Annotated in this window: 18 protein-coding genes; 9 read left to right on the plus strand and 9 right to left on the minus strand. The window is 46.8% G+C overall.

Going from position 1 to position 20,033, the window contains the following annotated elements; genetic code table 11:
- Positions 1–60 precede the first annotated feature (60 nt).
- From QUA25_RS13220 to QUA25_RS13250, 7 genes are all read right to left on the minus strand, one after another.
- Complete coding sequence (locus QUA25_RS13220) at positions 61–528, minus strand: type II toxin-antitoxin system VapC family toxin (protein ID WP_333038429.1); 468 nt, start codon at positions 526–528, stop codon at positions 61–63.
- Entirely contained in the window at positions 522–818 is a 297-nt protein-coding gene (locus tag QUA25_RS13225) for an antitoxin family protein (protein ID WP_333038430.1), read from the minus strand. Before QUA25_RS13225 ends, QUA25_RS13220 begins: the two co-directional genes overlap by 7 nt.
- Positions 819–875: 57 nt before the next feature.
- On the minus strand, positions 876–1,676 hold the full coding sequence (locus QUA25_RS13230; protein ID WP_333038433.1) for a class I SAM-dependent methyltransferase: 801 nt from the start codon (positions 1,674–1,676) through the stop codon (positions 876–878).
- 142 nt (positions 1,677–1,818) lie between these two features.
- Positions 1,819–3,459, minus strand: a complete 1,641-nt coding sequence (locus QUA25_RS13235) for a 2-isopropylmalate synthase (protein ID WP_333038435.1) — start codon at positions 3,457–3,459, stop codon at positions 1,819–1,821.
- A 188-nt stretch (positions 3,460–3,647) separates the two neighbouring features.
- Positions 3,648–4,169, minus strand: coding sequence for a LabA-like NYN domain-containing protein (locus QUA25_RS13240; RefSeq protein ID WP_006633075.1), 522 nt, complete (start codon positions 4,167–4,169; stop codon positions 3,648–3,650).
- A 337-nt stretch (positions 4,170–4,506) separates the two neighbouring features.
- Positions 4,507–5,157: a response regulator transcription factor gene (locus tag QUA25_RS13245; RefSeq protein WP_333038438.1), complete on the minus strand. Its 651-nt coding sequence runs from the start codon at positions 5,155–5,157 to the stop codon at positions 4,507–4,509.
- Between the two features lie 649 nt (positions 5,158–5,806).
- The gene (locus QUA25_RS13250) at positions 5,807–6,232 is read right to left on the minus strand and encodes a ferredoxin (RefSeq protein WP_333038440.1); all 426 of its coding nucleotides are present in this window, start codon (positions 6,230–6,232) and stop codon (positions 5,807–5,809) included.
- 258 nt (positions 6,233–6,490) lie between these two features.
- On the opposite strand from QUA25_RS13250, the gene groES reads away from it, so the two are divergent.
- From groES to QUA25_RS13280, 6 genes are all read left to right on the plus strand, one after another.
- Entirely contained in the window at positions 6,491–6,802 is a 312-nt protein-coding gene (gene groES, locus QUA25_RS13255) for a co-chaperone GroES (protein WP_006633072.1), read from the plus strand.
- A gap of 138 nt (positions 6,803–6,940) precedes the next feature.
- Positions 6,941–8,584, plus strand: a complete 1,644-nt coding sequence (gene groL / locus QUA25_RS13260) for a chaperonin GroEL (RefSeq protein WP_015174510.1) — start codon at positions 6,941–6,943, stop codon at positions 8,582–8,584.
- A gap of 152 nt (positions 8,585–8,736) precedes the next feature.
- Positions 8,737–9,225: a hypothetical protein gene (locus QUA25_RS13265; RefSeq protein ID WP_333038444.1), complete on the plus strand. Its 489-nt coding sequence runs from the start codon at positions 8,737–8,739 to the stop codon at positions 9,223–9,225.
- Positions 9,185–9,685: a hypothetical protein gene (locus QUA25_RS13270; RefSeq protein ID WP_333038446.1), complete on the plus strand. Its 501-nt coding sequence runs from the start codon at positions 9,185–9,187 to the stop codon at positions 9,683–9,685. The genes QUA25_RS13265 and QUA25_RS13270 overlap by 41 nt, the downstream gene beginning before the upstream one ends.
- A 55-nt stretch (positions 9,686–9,740) precedes the next feature.
- Positions 9,741–10,400 carry a glutathione S-transferase family protein gene (locus tag QUA25_RS13275; RefSeq protein ID WP_333038448.1) on the plus strand — a complete coding sequence of 220 codons (660 nt, stop codon included), beginning with the start codon at positions 9,741–9,743 and terminating at the stop codon, positions 10,398–10,400.
- The gene (locus tag QUA25_RS13280; protein ID WP_333038451.1) at positions 10,400–10,828 is read left to right on the plus strand and encodes a hypothetical protein; all 429 of its coding nucleotides are present in this window, start codon (positions 10,400–10,402) and stop codon (positions 10,826–10,828) included. The genes QUA25_RS13275 and QUA25_RS13280 overlap by 1 nt, the downstream gene beginning before the upstream one ends.
- Positions 10,829–11,087: 259 nt before the next feature.
- Here QUA25_RS13280 and QUA25_RS13285 read toward each other — a convergent pair whose 3' ends face one another.
- Positions 11,088–12,008, minus strand: a complete 921-nt coding sequence (locus QUA25_RS13285) for an SH3 domain-containing protein (RefSeq protein ID WP_333038453.1) — start codon at positions 12,006–12,008, stop codon at positions 11,088–11,090.
- A 401-nt stretch (positions 12,009–12,409) separates the two neighbouring features.
- On the opposite strand from QUA25_RS13285, the gene QUA25_RS13290 reads away from it, so the two are divergent.
- A complete protein-coding gene (locus tag QUA25_RS13290; protein ID WP_333038456.1) occupies positions 12,410–12,586 on the plus strand; it encodes a hypothetical protein in 177 nt (58 codons plus the stop codon).
- 592 nt (positions 12,587–13,178) lie between these two features.
- Positions 13,179–14,060, plus strand: coding sequence for a glycerol acyltransferase (locus QUA25_RS13295; RefSeq protein WP_333038458.1), 882 nt, complete (start codon positions 13,179–13,181; stop codon positions 14,058–14,060).
- Between the two features lie 501 nt (positions 14,061–14,561).
- On the opposite strand, the gene QUA25_RS13300 is transcribed toward QUA25_RS13295, so the two are convergent.
- Positions 14,562–15,941 carry a 2-polyprenyl-6-methoxyphenol hydroxylase-like oxidoreductase gene (locus QUA25_RS13300; protein ID WP_333038460.1) on the minus strand — a complete coding sequence of 460 codons (1,380 nt, stop codon included), beginning with the start codon at positions 15,939–15,941 and terminating at the stop codon, positions 14,562–14,564.
- Positions 15,942–16,339: 398 nt separating this feature from the next.
- Here QUA25_RS13300 and QUA25_RS13305 point away from each other — a divergent pair, with 398 nt between their 5' ends.
- Positions 16,340–19,438: an MFS transporter gene (locus QUA25_RS13305; RefSeq protein ID WP_333038462.1), complete on the plus strand. Its 3,099-nt coding sequence runs from the start codon at positions 16,340–16,342 to the stop codon at positions 19,436–19,438.
- Positions 19,439–20,033 lie beyond the last annotated feature (595 nt).

Here is a 20,033-nt window from a genome sequence, read left to right on the forward strand (position 1 = left end):
TGATTACTTGAGTCCTCTGATTTGTATGAAGACTTGCATTCCTGAGTACACACAGCTTGATTACGGATAATTATTAGGATTGTCGATCGCCAACCCTGCCGACTGAGCAATATCCAGCAATCTGTTGTCCGCCGAAACAAAAATTAGTTGAGTATCTGGGATTGATGTTAAAACAGATTGAACGCGCAAAGCAGCCGCCAATTGCACAGCGTCATAAGCCCGCAGTGGATATTGAACAATCAGTTCACCCGCCCTTTCAACCAGTACCCGATCAACTTCGATAACTCTATACCGACTATTGAATTCAGATCGAAAATTTGCAATAAGTGCAGCAACTTCCGCAGCAGTTATACCGCCTTCACGTTGTCTGCGTGCAAAAGCACTAAGAACTTCCACCCAGGTAATGCGGACTAGAAGCAGCGAGTTACCAGTCTGGGAATCCGTGAGCGTTTTTATCCAAGGGCTGCCAATTTCAACCACATATCTTTTGATGAGGGCGCTGCTATCCAAAAAATAAATGTTTACCACGGACCGCGATCCTCGATAATAATTTCTGACAGAGGCTTGCCCGGTTTGGCCCCTAACCTTTTAGCCAATTCATACACATCTTCATCAGTGACAGCCTCGACGTTATGGGGATTGTTAGGTAGTGGAGTCACCAATCCTCGGTCAACTAAAAACTGGATTGCCAATTCTGCCTGCTTTTTTGGATCATCTGGCCAGAGTTGAATCTGCACAGTTTCCCCATCCTTGAAAGACACAGAACTCAAGGGACGAAAAACCCCGTTTTCGTAGATAGCAGTAATAGTTTCTGGCATAATTAGCCTCTTAATTAAATGCTTTGACTTATTGTACTTCTATTGTACTTCTTTTAATTACTTCGTTGCCACAACAGCCAAATTCCAAGCCAAGCGCTTCATCAAAGGCAACTTCTTTAACAACCCATCCAACCCTTCCAATCGAGAGTATTCCGGTTTCAGTCTCTCTTGTTCAATGATAATCTTTTTCCAATAACGCTCCTCATTCGGATGCACTTTTTCGATTAAATAAAAGCGCAAAAAAATCCACAGCGATGTCAGCCAAAACGTATCATAAGCCGTCTCGGAAAACAAAGAATTGACAAAATTTACAATATTAATATCCAAAGGACTTTCATCCTCAGTTCGCACCTCAGTCGCCATTCTACGGTAAACATTAATCACCGGATTGTGCTTCATCGGGTCCCAAAAACAAGCTTTACCCCCAGGCTTCAGTACGCGGTGCATTTCGCGAATTGCCTTTTCAGGTTCCGGTAAATGGTGCAGCAAATTAGAAGCGTAAACAATATCAAAACTGTTGTCCGGGAAATCCATAGCCATTGCATTGACAGTGCAGCCGCCTATTTTGACGCCGTTTTTCTCAGCCAATTTCAGAGCAACTTCTACCATGCCCTGAGAATAGTCCGCCGCCACACAATCGGCGCCTTTTTTAGCAAAATAAACGCTATTTTCTCCCGCGCCGCAGCCTAAATCTAACAGGCGTTTGCCTGTAATATCGCCCATTTGCTGGACGATAAATCTATTTTCTGGGGCGGTGCAAGCTTCAAAGTAATCATTGACTCGAATGCCGTCAATATCGATTGTGGATGCCCAAGCATCGTGGAATTGTCGCTCTTTTTTTAAAGTTTCGTCTTGCATTTTTCAAGAGTTTGTTATTAGTAAAAAAAGTAATTTCAAACCGCAGATAAACCCGGATTAACGCAGATTAATTGAGAGTTATCTGCTTCGATCTGGGTTCGTCTGCGGTTTGTTTCAAGAAAAATGGCTGACAGTAAATTTATCAGCGCTGTGCTTCTGCAACAACTTGATTTCCGATCGCAGTTGGTTTTTCGGAGGCTTTTTCAGGATTAGACTGCAATGCCTGATACAGGCGATTTAAAGCGCTGATGTATGCTTCTGCAGACGCTACGATAATGTCGGTATTTGCTGAGTGACCGGAAAATACTTTGCCTTCGTGGCGCAAGCGAATTGTTACTTCGCCGATCGCATCTATGCCCGCTGTTACCGATTGTACAGAAAACTCGATCAACTCGTTCGGTACGTTTACCACCCGGTTAATTGCCCTGTAAATCGCATCCACAGGCCCGGTGCCGATCGCAGCATCGGTCAATTCTTCGCCCGCCGGATTCCGTACAGTGACGGTTGCTGTCGGCCGCGATTTGTCACCGCAAGAAACCTGTACCAATTCTAACCGGAACAGTTCCGGTGCTTGGTGCACTTCGTTATTGGCGATCGCCTCTAAATCCCAATCCGTAATCTCTTTTTTCTTGTCCGCCAAATCTTTAAACTTGACAAAAGCCTTATTTAGCTCATCGTCTGCCATTTCAAAACCCAACTCTTTCAAGCGAGTGTGAAATGCGTGGCGCCCCGACAATTTGCCCAAGACGATTTGATTTTCAGTTAAGCCGATCGACTCAGCGTCCATAATCTCGTATGTCCGCTTATTTTTCAGCACCCCGTCTTGGTGAATTCCCGACTCGTGAGCGAAAGCATTTGCCCCGACAATCGCCTTATTTGGCTGCACCAACATCCCCGTCAAATTGGAAACCAAGCGGGAAGTTTTGTAAATTTGGCGCGAGTCAATATTTGTCAGCGGTTCCTCAGAATCCGCAGATCGGCCCAAGAACGGATTATAATATTGGCGCCGCACGTAAAGCGCCATTACCAACTCTTCCAGAGCCGCATTTCCCGCCCGTTCGCCAATCCCGTTAATCGTGCATTCTAACTGTCTGGCGCCATTTTTCACAGCTTCCAAAAAGTTAGCAACAGCCAATCCTAAGTCATTGTGACCGTGAACCGAAATAATTGCGCGATCGATATTCGGCACATTTTCCTTAATTCCCCGAATCAAAGCCCCAAACTCGCTCGGAGTCGTGTAGCCCACAGTATCGGGAATATTAACCGTAGTCGCACCGGCTGCGATCGCCCGCTCTAGAACCTGATACAAAAACTCCGGTTCCGATCGACAAGCATCTTCCGGCGAAAACTCCACATCATCCACAAAAGACTTAGCGTAAGCCACCATTTCCGGCACAATTTCCAGAACCTCAGCCCGCGTCTTTTTCAGCTTATACTCCAAGTGAATATCAGACGTAGCCAGAAACGTATGAATTCGCGCATTGGCTGCTGGTTTCAGAGCCTCTGCTGCTGTTTTAATATCCTGCTTTCTCGCCCGTGCTAAACCGCAAATTGTCGGGCCATCTTCCGTGCCAACCGATCGCGCTATTTTTTGGACTGCCTCAAAATCTCCCGTGCTGGTGAAAGGGAAACCCGCTTCAATCACATCCACGCCCAATCTCGCTAACTGGCGAGCGATCGTCAGCTTTTCATCCACATTCAGAGATGCACCCGGAGATTGTTCTCCGTCGCGCAAAGTCGTATCGAAAATAATAATCCGGTCTTGACTTGGTTGAGTTTTCATAGCTCTAAAAAAGTGTTTTCCTGATTTTTACTTGTCCGTTTTTCTGGATTTTTAGCCTCCAGTCACCAGTCCCCTGTCTCGCGCCCATAACGAATAATTAATAACCCCTAACCCCTAACTAATGACTAATGACTAATAACTACTGACTAATGACTAATAACTACTGACTAATGACTAATGACTAATGACTAATAATCCATCTTCTCGATATGTTCCCTAATTTCATTTAGGTCTATATACCTATCTGTAGCATTTCGTAACTCTCTAGCAATCATTCCTTCGGTTGATACCACAGTAATATGAGTATTTTTCGAGCGGAGCAGTTCGATCGCCCGCTCAAAATCCCCATCCCCGCTAAACAGCACAACTTGGTCGTATTGATCCACGGTATTAAACATATCAACCACAATTTCTATGTCTAAATTAGCCTTTTGAGAATATCTGCCCGAAGCATCGTCGTAATATTCCTTAAGAATTTTAGTGCGAACCGTGTAACCTAGACTGATTAAAGCATCTCGAAATCCCCTTTGATCTTGGGGGTCTTTCAGACCCGTATACCAGAAAGCATTGATCAAGATGACATTCGGCTGCGAAGTTTTGAAATATTCGAGCACCCTGCGAGGATCAAAAAACCAGCCGTTCTTTTGTTGAGCGTAGAACATATTGTTCCCGTCCACAAAAATAGAAAGGCGGTTCATTAAGTTTGTCATAGAAACTTAGACCTAATAATTGTAGAAAGAAGTTAATCTAAATATCACATTTTAGCAACATGGAGCTAACTGAGGCAATAGATTAAACTTCAGAAAACTCCATCTCCCCAGTATTTCATATTTTCGGCTCTACCGCCAGAGGGTTCTTTTAAGCCTGCTTGCATTTGAGCGAGGTGCCCTCAAAAACTATACGCCTAGTAACTCAATACCGGCTGCCGTGTCAAGGTTAATGGCGCCTTCAAACTACCGCGCCCACCGCCCTACCGCCAAGCAGGCATACCGAAGCGCATAGCAGTAGATTTTGCTCCCCTGATTTCATAGTGCAGACTACCTCCGCTCAAGCCTTTTTGCTTTCAAGAGCCCAGCGAGCTAACTCTGTCCGGTTGTGCAGACCTGTTTTGCCCAGCATATTGCTGACGTGGCTTTCGATAGTCCGCTGGCTGACATTCATCACGTCTGCGATCTGGCGGTTTGCCATACCCTGGGCTAGCAACTGTACCACCTTTAACTCAGTGGGAGTCAATTCGACATTGCGGCGCGCCTTAATTTTTGGGCCACTCTCCATACCGGGATTTGAGTGGCGAATCAAGCGCGATGCTGCTTTCAGAGAAGATTCCACTTGGGCTACCAGTTCTTCTGGTTCAAAAGGCTTGACTATATAAACGTCAGCCCCAGTGCTCAAGCCTTTTACTCGGTCTGAACTTTGACCTTTTGCGGACAAGAAAAGAACCGGAATCCAGCTAGTGCGAGGGTCTTCCCTGATGTGTTTGACTAAAGTGTAGCCGTCCATTTCCGGCATCATCACGTCGCAGATAATCAAGTCGGGAACTTCTTGTTCTAGTTTTTCCAGAGCGTCTCTGCCGTTTTCTGCTGTAATGACGTTGTAACCCCGAAACTCCAAGTAGTCCTTGACGAGCAAGATCAAGTTGGGGTCGTCGTCAACCAGCATCAGCCGTTTTTGCTCTCCTGAATTATTGTCCTTTGTCATGTTTATTCCCGCTAAAGTATCCCGCACACTTCCTTGTTTTCACTTCTGTTTTTTCCGTCAGTCCCCCGCCACCAGGCTGGGAGTGGAGGACGACGGTCGGCTGAAGGGATGGCGGTGAGGGAAAGCGGGGCGGGTATTACCGCTTTCCAACCTATAATTGACGGCTGTTTGTCAGTGTCTTACGACCTGGAATGCAGCCCAAACCTGTAATGCACGATCGCCCTACCAAGATCAGCCTTGATTGATTGGAGACTCCCTAACAGAGCCCAAGTTAAATAGTTAATCTCGATCGGTTCAATTTCAGGTTAATGCCCCGGTTTTAAATGATACTTCTGATATAGAGAAATTTAAGCAGACTCCCTACTTACGTATTTAACTGCTTCTAGTGTAGTTTGGCAACCTGCTTAGTGTCTGCCACTGAGAAATTTTTGCACAAAATTTCACAGTTCCTCGGATCGATTTTTTTTACTGTACCTTTTGAGAAACACAAGGAACACGGGAAGCCGCACCAGGAAGACAAGAACCTAACTACAGTTTTATTGAGCTGTAGCAGGTGCGATCGCCCGGACGCCAAACTGTCTCAAATTCTCACCCTTAACCTTAAATTTAACACTTTACCTATAACCCTGTACTTTAAACAGCGCTATACTTAAATGTTTGGCTGGGTCTCAGAAGGCACAGGCAAAGGATGAGTTAAGAAAGCGTATTCTTGAACGACCTTTGAGTTTAGGAGATGTTCCTGAATAATTCTCTCAATGACGGGTGGAGTAACGTCGCGATACCACACTCCGTCTGGATAGACTACCATAATCGGGCCAGACGCGCACACTCGCAGGCAATTGGCTTTCGTGCGAAAGACGCAGGTTGGTCGAGTGGCACTTGGCTTGTCCAACCCCAATTCTTGCAAGCGTTTTTTTAAGTAATTCCACGCCTCCAGACTGGTTTGCCGATCGCAGCACTTGGGCACGGTTTGGTCGGCACAGATAAAAATATGCCGCTCGATTCGATCGATTCCCAGGCTTTGGACGCAAGCGCTCAAGCCTTGGCTACAAGATTCCTCGTTATTTTCTGTCATTGTCTTCATCAATCAAAAGTAATTGGTTAGCGATCGAAAGTCTTCACCACAGCCCCCACTCCGCCCTCTCCTTGCCTCCAACTCATGCTCGGTTCGGGAACCCGTACTGACAACTAAGTTGCGATCGACCCTGACTAAAGCTAAATTAGCACTCAGGAGTCGAGAGTGCTAATATGTCAGTTGTAAGTAGTCCGCTGTTGCTTTCATCGTGACCCCTGACGACTGACTGACGACAATCTGTAATCTGGAGATTTATTTATGGCAGCAGTATCACTGAGTGTTTCTACCGTTAAACCGTTAGGCGAGCGCGTGTTCGTAAAAGTAAGCGCTAGCGAAGAAAAAACCGCCGGCGGCATCCTTCTGCCCGACACAGCGAAAGAAAAGCCCCAAGTAGGCGAAGTCGCGGCCGTGGGCCCTGGCAAGCGCAATGACGACGGCAGCCGCACTGAAATGGAAGTCAAAGTCGGCGACAAAGTTCTCTACTCGAAATACGCCGGCACCGACATCAAACTCGGCACAGACGAATACGTCTTGCTTGCAGAAAAAGACATTCTGGCGATCGTTAACTAATTAATCATTAGTCATCAGTCCTTAGTCATCAGTCATTAGTTTAAAGCGAACGCCGCCAAACAACTAATGACACGGGACAAATGACTAAAATCCATAATCCCCAATCCAAAATCTCAAACCCTCAAATCCCCAAAAACTATGGCTAAGCGTATCATCTACAACGAAAATGCACGTCGCGCCCTCGAACGCGGTATGGACATTTTGGCCGAAGCAGTGGCCGTAACCCTCGGCCCCAAAGGCCGTAACGTGGTTCTAGAAAAGAAATTCGGAGCTCCTCAGATTGTTAATGACGGTGTTACCATCGCCAAAGAAATCGAACTAGAAGACCACGTAGAAAATACAGGCGTTGCCCTGATCCGTCAAGCAGCTTCCAAAACCAACGACGCAGCAGGCGACGGTACCACAACTGCTACCGTTTTGGCTCACGCAATGGTCAAAGAAGGTCTGCGTAACGTAGCAGCCGGCGCAAATGCGATCGCCCTCAAGCGCGGTGTTGACAAAGCAACGACGTTTTTGGTAGAAAAAATTGCCGAACACGCCAAACAAGTAGAAGATTCCAAAGCCATCGCTCAAGTCGGCTCCATCTCTGCTGGTAACGACGATGAAGTCGGCCAAATGATTGCTAACGCAATGGACAAGGTGGGCAAGGAAGGCGTGATTTCCCTGGAAGAAGGGAAGTCTATGACCACCGAATTGGAAATCACCGAAGGGATGCGCTTCGACAAAGGCTACATTTCTCCCTACTTCGTCACCGACACTGAGCGGATGGAAGCGATTCTCGAAGAACCCTTCATCTTGCTGACAGACAAGAAAATTGCTCTGGTACAAGATTTAGTACCCGTGCTCGAACAAGTAGCTCGTTCCGGCCGCCCGCTGTTGATCATTGCAGAAGACATTGAGAAAGAAGCTCTAGCTACCCTCGTTGTCAACAAACTGCGCGGTGTGTTGAACGTGACTGCTGTTAAAGCACCCGGTTTTGGCGATCGACGCAAAGCCATGTTAGAAGATATCGCCGTATTGACCGGCGGTCAACTAATCACCGAAGATGCCGGTTTGAAACTGGAAAACACCAAGCTCGACATGATCGGCAAAGCCCGCCGCATCACCATCACCAAAGACAGCACGACAATTGTTGCCGAAGGTAACGAAGCCGCCGTCAAGTCCCGCTGCGAACAAATTCGCCGTCAAATGGACGAAACCGAGTCTTCCTACGACAAAGAAAAGCTGCAAGAACGTTTGGCCAAATTGGCTGGTGGCGTCGCAGTGATCAAAGTCGGCGCGGCTACCGAAACAGAAATGAAGGATCGCAAACTGCGTCTTGAAGATGCGATCAACGCTACCAAAGCTGCTGTTGAAGAAGGAATTGTTCCTGGCGGCGGTACAACTTTGGCTCACCTGACTCCTCAATTAGAAGAGTGGGCTAACAGCAGCCTGAAGGGCGAAGAATTGACCGGTGCTTTGATTGTGGCACGGGCTTTGGCTGCTCCTCTGAAGCGGATTGCTGAAAATGCTGGTTTGAATGGCGCTGTGATTGCTGAGCGCGTCAAAGAAAAGCCGTTCAACGTTGGTTTCAACGCAGCGACAAATGAGTTTGTCGATATGTTTGAAGCTGGTATCGTTGACCCTGCGAAGGTGACTCGTTCTGCTCTGCAAAATGCCGCATCTATTGCTGGTATGGTGCTGACAACCGAGTGTATCGTCGTTGACAAGCCTGAACCGAAGGATGGCGCTGCTGCTGCTGGCGCTGGCGGCGGCATGGGCGGCGGCGACTTCGATTACTAAGTCGATCGTTTGATGGGGCGGGCTTTAGGGCCCGCCTTTTTCATAATTACCTGTCTACTGGTAATGAAAGCTCAATTTTTTTTAGGGCCTGACTGATATACTAAGAATGAGTGAGTATCAGTAAAGCGATCGCATCGCAAGAGGTCAGGTAAATGTCAGCCACTATCACAATTAGCCCCAGCGAAATTCGGCAGATATTTCACCCCCGCACGTCCAGCGCTTCAAAGTTTTGGGAACTGGCTCAAAAAGCAAACAATTTAGCTGTAAAAATTGAAGACCGTTGGGAAAAAATTCCTGCTGAAACGCAAGAATTACTCAAAGTTTTTGCCTATGCTTTCATTGAACCCCCTCAAGGAATTAAAGAAAGGTTGCTTAAATTTGTGGGGGTTTTTTCTTTGGCTATCACTTTACCTTGGATTGTACTTAAAGGTGAACTAGATAGTTTTGTAGCTTATATTAACGCCTTTAATAGACTTATTAATGCGATTTTGAGTGGAGTAGAACGGGAAGATATTGCTTATCAAAAAGCACTATCCGAAGCCCTGGAGGAAACTTTTGCAGGGTGGGAAACTAGCGAGGCAATGACGGCGGAGGAGGCGTGTGAACGGATCAGAGCAATTTCAAATCAAGCTCTCGAATAACTTTGAGAGAAGTCAGCAAAAACTGATCCGCGATCGCTATCGTAAAAATCAGGCAGGATTAGTAAAATTTGTCGAATTAATCCAAAAATTTATCAAATTTTTGAGTATTGACCCCCGTCCCCGTCCACCGTTGGGACATTTAGAGCCTTGGCCTCAAGGCTCTAGCCGTGATGGATTAGAATTGTGGAAGCTGGAGTTTAAAATGCCTCAGCTTCGCGGAGCCGCTGAACAGGGGCGACTTATATATTTGTTAGATATTACAAAACAAGAAGTTGTGTTGCTGTGGATTTACACGCACGCAGAATTTGAGAAACGACCACCGGATAAGAATTTAAAGCATTTATTGCTCGAAATTATGGATAATTATGAAGTTTCAGATGAAAGTAAAAATTTAGACGATAGTGGAGACGGTGAAACTGGAGAGGACAAAGTTGGAGAGAATAAATCAAATGACAGTTAAGGTGCATAATCAAAATGTGGCTTTTATTACCTCTGAATAACCAGGCACACCAATTATGAAACTTTACCACACCCCAATTTCCCCCAACTCCCGCCGCGTCTGGACCGCCCTCTTAGAAAAAAACCTCGACTTTGAAGTAGTAGAAATCCACTTGGACGGCGATCACTTGCAGCCTGAATTTGTGGCAATAAATCCTTTTCACCGCATCCCTGTTTTGGTGGATGATGACTTCACTGTCGTCGAGTCTCTAGCAATTCTTGACTATCTAGAAACGAAGTATCCCGAACCGGCAATGCTGCCAAAAGAACCGAAAGATTTGGCAGTTGTGAGAATGGTAGAGTTGGTCACAGTTAACGAACTTATACCGCAAATTTACCCCCTAACCAGTGAAAAAATGGGACGGGGAACTCCCCCAGCGCAGGAAATCGAAAAGGCTAAGGAAAAAGTCGATACTGTGCTGAAATTCTTTGAAGGCTTGCTGGACGATCGCCCTTTTTTCGCTAGCAACACTGTTACCTTTGCCGAGTGCGTTGCCGGCACCGTCGTGCCCTTGCTATCTTGGGTTGGTGTGTCCCTAGACGGCTATCCTAAAATTCAAGGTTGGTGCGATCGACTAATGTCGCGTCCCTCATGGCAGCAAACTCAATTCACCGAGGCAGATTTGGCGGCTTACGCATCTCGAAGACAAAAATTTCTGGCACAATCTGCAGCCTAATGAACCAATCAATTGTCAAGCGATCCCTCTTTTTCCTAGCTGTTTTCGCCTGCATCCAAATTCCCATCGCAGCAATGGGGCAGGCCGCCGCCCGATCGAACTACGAAGCAATTAACACTAAACAATTCCTTGCCGATCGCAAAATTACCGTCTCCAATCCCAAAGATATCGCAGCAAAACTCTTTAGCAGTGACCAAGAATCTGAAGGCAGAAAAAGCGACCAAATTTCGGTTGAATATCCCACGCGAGAAACAGCGGTAATTGTCCAAACCGTCGTCGGTTTAGCTGACGATTCTGTTGCTGCAATGCGACACCGCATCGAACTCAGAATCAGGCAAAATAAGTGGGAAATTGTCTGGATTGGCCGACAATCGAAGTGTCAACCAAATCGCGGACACCAATATTCGGCAAGCGGCCGCTGTCAGTAGAAAGGTCGATCGGCTTTTTGCTTAAATTCATTCATCCCGCGTGCGTTGCCAGGAACCAAGCTAGGACTTGACGCCACTCACGAAAAAAAGAAGCTGATAAAGATTGGCTACCGCTGCTTCCCGATAGAAATAAGTTATTGATTCGTAAGTCCCAGAAGCAGTCTGGGCTCGGCGTTGTTCCCTGGCTGCGCGACAATCTTAAAACTATTTTTGGTGTTGATCGCTCTTTTAGTCAAAAAGAGCGATCAAACTCACAAGTTTACTTGCACATGATCAAATTTCCAGCCGAGATGAATCCGGCCACAGGGGCTGAAATCTCAACCCAATTGCGGTCTTCTCCATTCTTATCTCTCACTAACTGGAAATTCGGCACAAGCGTTACTTGACCGTTAGCCGCTACACCGCCTTTAACCACAGAAGTCTTGGAAGGCTCGGTGCGGATAGCTAGACCCCTCGGGGCTACGCGAGGTTCTACTTGCCGGCACAGACTTACGGGGCCCGTTGCTGGTGCTGGTGCTGGTGCTGGTGCTGGTGCTGGTGCTGGTGCTGGTGCTGGTGCTGGTGCCGGTGCTGGTGCTGGTGCTGGTGCTGGTGCTGGTGCTGGTGCTGGTGCTGGTGCTGGTGCTGGTGCTGGTGCTGGTGCCGGTGCTGGACTTGGACTTGGTGTCGGTGCCGGTGCTGGCGTCGCTGCAGGTGCCGGTGCAGGTGCCGGTGCAGGTGTCGCTGCCGGCCTTGGGGAAGGAGTTTGACTAATTGTGGTGCTGGCTGTCGTGCACGAACCTAAATTAGCCTCGTTGTTGGGATATCCGCTAGCCACATACCCTGTGACGGGAGCGGTAATTTGAATCCAGAGGCGACCGTCGGAGGCTTTAACAGAAGTAGCGCCTTGGGAAAGCATTACCTGAGTATTAAGTGGTACCCCGCCAACTCTAGGGGATTTGGGGTCTGGGTTCTGGCGAACGGTCAAACCTTCTTTGGGAGTGACTTGGCGACAAAGGTTGCCAGCCTGGGCTATTTGAAAGGTCGCGCTATCTTCAAAGGAAATATTTTCAGCATCTTGACTGACAGTGGATGTTGATGGGGCGGCAACACCGATGGCATTCGCCTGCAAACTTCCGGCTACGATCGCGATCGCGCCCAGCAATGCAGCGGGTTTATTCCAGCAATTCAAGTTTTTCATCCGTTCAAATCCTCACTTAACCACAATCATTATCTTAATTGCAGGTCAATATAGCAAAAAAATCCATTTATCTTCCACAAAAAATCTTTATATAACTTTTTTATGACCGCAAGTCAAGTTTTATTTATATTATTTAATGTTTGGTGAGTTGAGCGAAGACAAATAAAGCTGCTACGCCGATAAATGACTCATTATGGCAGAGCGGGGGAGGGAGAAGGCGAGAGTGTCCGAGTCGGGGAATGGAAGAGCAGCAAAGTCAACAGTCAACAGTTAACAGTTTAAATGCGGGACAGTTTGCTAGGAATCCAAGTCATGTGTTATCCGCCAATATCTTGTCAGGTGTTCGTTAAACCATTTAGCTGTCAGTTGTTGCAGTTGAGTAATATGGGGCTACATTTCAGGTGAATTCTTGGCAGATTCGAGAGCGAGATTGTGCTGTAGATCCTCCCAGATTCTCAGTGACAGGCGATTGGCGCGATCGACCCCATCGTCGTAGTGGGGTGTCGGAAGCCGGATACAGTTCTTCGATCGCTCACATAACTCAACTGTCGATCGTACCTTACTTAAACAGGGCTTAGGCACTCAAGGGCGTTAAATCAAGGGTTTGAGATTGCTTCACTACTTTATCTTCGGACAGAAAATCGTAGTACGTGCGTCCAGGACTATTAAAATTGTGGCAAACAGCGCAAATCGCTAGCATTGACCCGATGGCGGGCGTCAATTTGATAAAATCTTCCAAAACGGAAACTTATCGGCTTGGGGCACAGTTGTGTTTTTGTGGCTAAAGCCGCCCCGCCCTCAACGACAGTTGCTGTAGCTGAGGGCAAACGGTTTTGTTCCTGTGGAGACAACCAGCACAAAACCTCTGAACAAAAGCAGCCCGCTCAAATCAGAAACCAAATATTTGCGTCCATTCTGATTTAATTATATTCCTATAGCAACCGCACTCGATGTTTATGAAGTTTTCACTTGCTAAAACTCATGCGGTAGATTCCTTCGGAATGGGAGCATATTAATGATAGGAAAAATATTTTTCTCGCATGGCGATAGCGATTAGCGCACGCACAATGAGAGTAAAAGCCCAACTAATCTCCTCCCTTCTTCTTTCTTGCCCAAATAACTAAAGCCTTCTCTCTTCGAGAGTTAAAGCTTTCTTCCTTCTGCTATATAATGACCAAAGCGTTAAATATTTTTGCAGTGACAATAACTACTAACAAAAAAGACGGCAAATCCTCTAACTATCCCTTTGACGGTCTATCTTTAGACGATCGCAATCCCGACTTCATTGAGCTCTGGTTGCCAGTTTGGGAATGGCTGTACCGCTACTATTTTCGCGTACAAAGCGACGGCTGGCACCACGTACCGGCCAGCGGAAAAATGCTCGTGGTTGGTTCTCACAACGGGGGACTCGCCGCTCCCGATATGTTTATGTTCCTATACGAATGGTTCCGCAGGTACGGCACGGAACGCTTGGCCTACGGATTGATGCACCCCACAGTATGGAAGGTTTCCCCAGAGATTGCTAGTATGGGGGTTGAGTGTGGTGCCCTCCAGGCACATCCAAAAATGGCGATCGCAGCTTTACGCAAAAATGCTGCAGTTCTCGTCTATCCGGGCGGCGCCCAAGATGTTTTTCGCCCCCACCATTTGCGCGATCGAATCTACTTTGCGGGACGCAAGGGATTTATCAAATTAGCATTGCGAGAAGAAGTGCCAATTTTACCAATTATATCGCACGGTGCCCACGATACTTTGATAGTTTTGGCAGATTTGTACGAACAAGTTAAGCAATTGCATGAATGGGGGATGCCGTGGTTGTTGGGCATCGATCCGGTGGTATTTCCGGTGTATTTGGGATTGCCTTGGGGATTGAGTATTGGGCCTTTGCCAAACCTGCCTTTACCCGTGCAAATTCGGACTCGCGTCTGCGAACCGATTGTATTTGAGAGGTATGGTTCGGAGGCGGCGCGCGATCGCGATTATGTTGATGCTTGTTTCGATCGAGTTACCACCCAAATGCAACAACAATTAGATTGTTTGGCTGGCAAGTGACAATTGCACAAGTCTAGATTATTCTATGCTGCATAAACCGATTTTTTTTACGAGAATATAGCGTGAAGCGCGAGGGCTATGGGTAAAAAAACTGGTTTCTTGAGTCCTGTGGGTAAGTCGTGAGTACAAACATTTTTTGAAATAAATCTAATGATGTATTTCAAAAACCGACAATTGGGGTACTAAATCGGATTTTACCCATCTTAATTACGTGAAATATCCGAAAACGGCAGTCGCAAAAGTCATCTTTTTTATCATCCAGGTTCAAGCGGACATAATATCAGCTTAAATAAATGCAGATGAATAGAAATTCATCTGCATTTATCTTCCTTCCTCGGGGGGGTAAAAATATAATTTGCCAAAATAACCTGATTCTGTAAGCTAATCCGCATTTAAATTGCATAGTAAAATAATTTTTTTCTTGTGGATAGTAGGGGTTGGCCAGGAAAGCCCGCCCTCAACATACAAATTAAATCCACAACAGCTTATAAACTCTTTATATTAATTTTGCTTCTGCCTTCCAGTGACTAATTGCCCGATCGCCTTCAGCGCAATACTGGGATGAAAAAGTACAGCCGGCGACTCAATCATGTGCAGAACTTCCAAAAATGCTTGACAAACTTTAGCATCTCCGACCAGCACTTTTAACACCAGATCCATGTAATCAATTGTCAGCCGCGTAGCAAGGTTTAGTTTTGCACCTTCACTTCCCCGATAGCGGGAATCCTGACTGATAGCAAACGTCCAAGGAATAGTGTGTAATTTTGCTAGTTTTTCTTGAAATTGTCGCCCAAAGCCTGTTAAATCGCCTTCTGGATACCGCTCTCTTTGCTTTTGCAAACATCCATCTAGCATCTGAGCATCCAGTGCAGCAACGGTCATTCCCTGGCCATAAACCGGGTTGAAAGCGCAAACTGCATGACCGATAACTGCCAAATTTTCAGGATAACGGGAGAGGCGATCGTAGTGTCGCAAACGATTTTCTGTACCTCGATAGCTATAAACTGGTGTGATGGCTTCTGCGTCTTTAATCGCATGATAAATTGTCGGGGTTGGCAGACTGCGCGCAAATTCTACAAAACCTGCTTCGTCTGTGGGGGGATAATCGCGATCGCCCCCGGCGACACTCACCAGCCAGCGATTGCCTTCGATCGGGAAAATTGCACCGCCACGGGTGCGAAATGGCGGTGCGGTTGACACAAATACTGGCGCAGTGTCTGACAATTTACCGCTGCATTTATAGATGCGGCTGGCATAGCCAACAAAAGCATTGATAACGGTTTCTTGCGGAGGTTCCCAGCCCAAACTTTTCAACCATTGAGGTGTTTTGGAAACTTTGCCACTAGCATCGACTACTAAATCTGCATACAAATTCTCTGCATGGATGTTACCAGGGTTGTGGCGAGCGCGAAAACGCACCGATACACCAGCAATCTCCGCGCGCGAGGCATTTGCCAGAAACCCCGTTACTGTACCTCCTTCGAGGAAATGCACGTTCGTATTTTCAGCCAAGCGGCGGCGAATTTGCCAATCCAGTAAATCCCGACTGAAAATAATTACATCATTGAGATCCGGGCTAAATTGTGGGGCCCAACCCGCCGGACTAAACCACCCGATCGACCTGGGATCTAAACTAGGAACACCAGCAGCTACCAGTTCGTTTTCCAAGCCGGGAAACAACTGTTCTAGGATGATTTTCCCCCGATTTAAAAGGATGTGAAGATGACGAGATTGAGGAATCCCGGGGCGAGGTGCGGGTTTTTCTGGAAAAAAATCTCGTTCAACAATACTTACTCGGTCGAAGTGTTTTGCTAATACTCTAGAGGCCAACAGTCCTGCTAAACTGCCACCAATAATAATTGCATGACTTTCTCGCTGCACTATAGAATCCCTTGAAAGCTAATTTGCTATGGCATTGGTAGATCAATTGTGAACAATTTGTCTGGGCTTCTGTGCCGACTCTTAATATCGATCGACCAAAGATTTTCCTCTGCCATTATTTTAATCCGACTTACCATTACTACCATCTATCTCGGATGCGCCACAGCGCACCTTACTCATACCTGAGAACTAACAACTTCACAACTGCCAATTTACATAGCACAAATATTCCTAAAGTGACAGCCGGCCGCAGACATATTTCTACACTTCCAACTGTAGGGGGATGCTTTAGCTCGTCAATAAGGCGATGCTTGCCATTGGGGGCATGAGTCTAAAACTATACATTGGTTAACTTGCGCCAATGAGCGCGCGCACCCACTCTTAACGAGGAATATACTATGTATCAAAATTTGCCAATAAATCCACAACTGTATAACATCGGATTCTGGCTGGCCCAAGTGCCAGTAGATCAGACTACTACAAACACAGCAGAAGACGCAGCACTCCTTTATTCCGGGCCACAATTTTTTATCGCCTTGATAGCTGGAGTCGTACTCGCCTGCGCTTTCCAACTCTTGCTAACAAATTTATCAGTAGCTGCGGGCCTTTCGTACATGGGACAATCCCACGACGACGGCCACCACTCGGATAGCGGGAGCTCCCCAGTCCGCCACATCGGCCGAAAGGTAGGTACTTGGACGCTAGTTACCGTCACCATTGCCCTATTCTTTGCTTGCTTGCTAGCAGTTAAGCTCAGCTTGATTAGCAGTCCCGGTTTAGGTGCGATCGTCGGTTTAGTCGTGTGGGCAACCTATTTCTCAATGCTTGTTTGGGTGAGTTCCACCACCGTCGGTTCTTTGATCGGTTCCGTCGTCAACACCGCCACATCAGGCTTTCAAGCCATTGTCGGCACCGCAGCCTCGGCCATCGGCGCCAAAGCAGCCAGCAATCAAGTAGTCGCCACAGCCAAAGCAGCAGCAGCAGCAGTGGGCCATGAATTGGGTAGCGCGATCGACCCCACAAGCTTGCGCGAAAACGTCGAAGACTACATCCAAAGCCTCAAACCGCCAGAATTAGACATCAAAGGGATGCGTAGCGAGTTTGAAAAATTGCTTAACGATCCGCAACTAAAAACCATTGCAGCCGAAAATTTGCCGAATCTCGATCGCCAAACTCTCGTAGATTTAGTAAGTTCGCGATCGGACTTATCAAAACGCGACGTTAACCGGATTGTAGACCAACTTCAAGATGCTTGGAAACAAGTAGGAAAACAAGGGCAGCCATCAGACGGCATCGCCCAATTAGTAGACTATCTCAAATCTGCCAAATCGGGAGATTTGGTCTCAGATAAATTGGCAAGTAGGGTAGAAAAAGCTCTCAGCAATCTGAGCGGTCAAAACTCTGGACAAAGCCCGACCATGATGTCCCAAGCAACGACAATGGCAGTCAATGCTTTAATGGGAATAGTATTGGGTCGCACAGATATTTCTGACTTGGATCTTGAAAAAGTAGTCGGTCAGCTCAAAGAAGCTAAAGACAAAGTTACCCAGCAAACTGATAAAATTACCGCTCAAGTCAAAGGCGAACCCGTAACTTACAGCCCAATTCGTGCCGACGTAGAAAACTACCTACTCAACACTTATTCGTGGCAGATGAACCCCCAAGCCATCGAGCGCGAATTTCGGGACGTTCTCTACGATCCTACAGCCGATCCGGGAACTGTGCGCCGGGAATTAGAAAAACTAAAACAGTCTTATTTTGCCGAAATCCTGGCTAGTAGAGGCGTTTTTACCCAAGACAAAATTAAAGAAATTTCCCAGGAATTAGAAGCAATTAGACAGCGCGTTTTACAAACCGTGATCTTTGCCGAGGAGCAAGAAAAATCTCGCGATTTGCAGTGGCGGGTAGAAACTTATTTGAAGCTGACGCCGAAAGAGGAACTCACAGCAGCAGGTATCGGGAGCGCTTTTAAAAAAATATTAGAGGATTCCGACGCTACTTACGAACAGTTGCGCGATCGGCTTTCTCCTTACACCCGCGACAGTTTTGTGCAAATTCTCCGAGGTCGCGAAAACTTCGGATTCCAGGAAGTAGAACAGATTGTTCAAGAGTTAGAAAGGACGCGAGATGTAGTTTTAGCAGATGCTAAAGGTCTGCAAGAAGCAGCGCAAGTCCGACTAGACAACCAGTGGCAAAGAGTACAAGAATACTTGAAGTCTACGGGCAAAGAAGAACTCAATCCTGAAGGCATCAAGCGCGATTTGAAAACGCTGCTTGATAACCCAGAAGCGGGAATGTGGGCCCTGAGAGCTAGAGCTTCTAGGTTCGATCGCCAAACGTTGGTAAAATTGCTATCTCAGCGGAAAGACCTCAGCGAAGAGCAAGTAAATCAGCTTCTCGACAGCACCGAAGAAACTTGGCACGGCGTGCTGCATGCGCCGCAAAAGTTGGCCGAAAAAGCTAAGGATCAGTACGACCAAACCACTACCGCCCTTGCAGATTACCTCCGCAATACTGGCAAATCAGAACTCAATCCTGAAGGGATTAAGCGGGATTTGACAAAACTGCTGGAAAATCCCAAAGAAGGAGCTTTAGCACTGCGTGGCCGCCTGTCTCAAGTCGATCGCGATACTTTGGTAAAACTGCTTTCTCAGAGACAAGATTTGAGTGAGGAACAAGTCAATCAAATTATCGACCAAGTGCAGGAAACTCTTGGATCGATTGTGAAAGCGCCGCGCCGTTTGGCAAAACGGGTGCAAAGCCAAGTGCACGATTTTCAGAGTGTTTTAGAAGATTATTTGCGTAATACGGGCAAGGATGAATTAAATCCAGAAGCCATCAAGCGCGACTTGCAACTGCTGCTGCATGACCCGAAAGTCGGCGCTTACAGTTTGGGCGAGCGCTTGTCGCACATCGATCGAGCTACAGTTGTGTCTCTGCTGTCTCAGCGGCCGGATATTTCTGAAGCAGAAGCAAATCGCATTGTCGATGGAATTTTGTCGGTGCGCGATGAGTTCGCACTGCAAATTCAGAAAATACAGGAGGGTATTCAGTCCGTAATTGACGGGATTCTCGGAAAAATTCGGGATTACCTCAATTCGCTCGATCGCCCTGAACTCAACTACGAAGGCATTACGCGGGACGTGCGGAAGTTATTTGACGATCCGCAAGCCGGATTTGACGCTTTGCGCGATCGGCTTGGTCATTTCAACCGCGATACTTTGGTAGCATTAATGAGCTCTCGCGAGGACATTTCCGAAGCAGATGCCAACCGCTTGATCGACCAAATTGAAAGAAGCCGCAACACCGTATTGCAAAGAGCAGAACGCTTGCAGCAAGAGGCGCAGCTTCGCCTCGAAAGCATCAAACTGCAAGCCGAAAAACAAGCCGAAGAAACCCGGAAAGCAGCAGAAGTTGCCTCTTGGTGGCTGTTTTTCACCGCTCTTTCTTCGGCCGCAGCAGCAGCAGGCGCCGGTGCTTTAGCCGTCATCCGATAAAAAAGACTTTAGTTGCGATCGGATTGCCGATAGTGCCTGATATGAGTTTCTACTGATATCAGGCACTAATGTTAGTAAAGAATTTGATCGGGGAGTGGGGATGGGTTTTTATTAATTTGTTGGTACTGTTGAATAATGTTAGTGGTAAACCCGTTCCTACCAGTTTGTTGAGGATTGTGGAAACTGTGAATTTATAAATCTTAATTAGCAGTTTTGATTAATTCAAAATAGAAAAGTAAAAAACTGATTTTTTTGATAGTTGTATATTTTATTTTCGGATGTAAATGAAAAGTCGCCGGATATTCCTTGCCTCTGCTATCACAATTGTTGAACGCCGTTCAAGCTTCTAGGCTGGATAGGCTTTTAAGCTTATTGCACTACTCCGGCAAGGATTGCTATAAAACGACAAAAATCAAAACAGCTATTGAAATGAGATCCTTTTGGCAGGGAAAACTCGACCTACCAGTCCGCTCTCTCCTCAATATTTTTTAGGTACAATAATAGTGAGGGTTCTCAACCCAGCACGCCTGTTATACCAACCCCCCGCCGCCCTGGCTGCGTCAGTATCAAACGCAAACTGTTTTGAGTTCGATCG

The sequence above is a fragment of the Microcoleus sp. Pol17C6 genome (genome assembly GCF_036701145.1).
Taxonomy (GTDB): Bacteria; Cyanobacteriota; Cyanobacteriia; order Cyanobacteriales; family Microcoleaceae; genus Microcoleus.

Coding starts and splice junctions, on each gene's coding strand:
- QUA25_RS13225 (WP_333038430.1), bottom strand. CDS start 818: ATGCCAGAAACTATTACTGCTATCTACGAAAACGGGGTTTTTCGTCCC.
- QUA25_RS13230 (WP_333038433.1), bottom strand. CDS start 1,676: ATGCAAGACGAAACTTTAAAAAAAGAGCGACAATTCCACGATGCTTGG.
- QUA25_RS13235 (WP_333038435.1), bottom strand. CDS start 3,459: ATGAAAACTCAACCAAGTCAAGACCGGATTATTATTTTCGATACGACT.
- QUA25_RS13240 (WP_006633075.1), bottom strand. CDS start 4,169: ATGACAAACTTAATGAACCGCCTTTCTATTTTTGTGGACGGGAACAAT.
- QUA25_RS13245 (WP_333038438.1), bottom strand. CDS start 5,157: ATGACAAAGGACAATAATTCAGGAGAGCAAAAACGGCTGATGCTGGTT.
- QUA25_RS13250 (WP_333038440.1), bottom strand. CDS start 6,232: ATGACAGAAAATAACGAGGAATCTTGTAGCCAAGGCTTGAGCGCTTGC.
- groES (WP_006633072.1), top strand. CDS start 6,491: ATGGCAGCAGTATCACTGAGTGTTTCTACCGTTAAACCGTTAGGCGAG.
- groL (WP_015174510.1), top strand. CDS start 6,941: ATGGCTAAGCGTATCATCTACAACGAAAATGCACGTCGCGCCCTCGAA.
- QUA25_RS13265 (WP_333038444.1), top strand. CDS start 8,737: ATGTCAGCCACTATCACAATTAGCCCCAGCGAAATTCGGCAGATATTT.
- QUA25_RS13275 (WP_333038448.1), top strand. CDS start 9,741: ATGAAACTTTACCACACCCCAATTTCCCCCAACTCCCGCCGCGTCTGG.
- QUA25_RS13280 (WP_333038451.1), top strand. CDS start 10,400: ATGAACCAATCAATTGTCAAGCGATCCCTCTTTTTCCTAGCTGTTTTC.
- QUA25_RS13285 (WP_333038453.1), bottom strand. CDS start 12,008: ATGAAAAACTTGAATTGCTGGAATAAACCCGCTGCATTGCTGGGCGCG.
- QUA25_RS13295 (WP_333038458.1), top strand. CDS start 13,179: ATGACCAAAGCGTTAAATATTTTTGCAGTGACAATAACTACTAACAAA.
- QUA25_RS13305 (WP_333038462.1), top strand. CDS start 16,340: ATGTATCAAAATTTGCCAATAAATCCACAACTGTATAACATCGGATTC.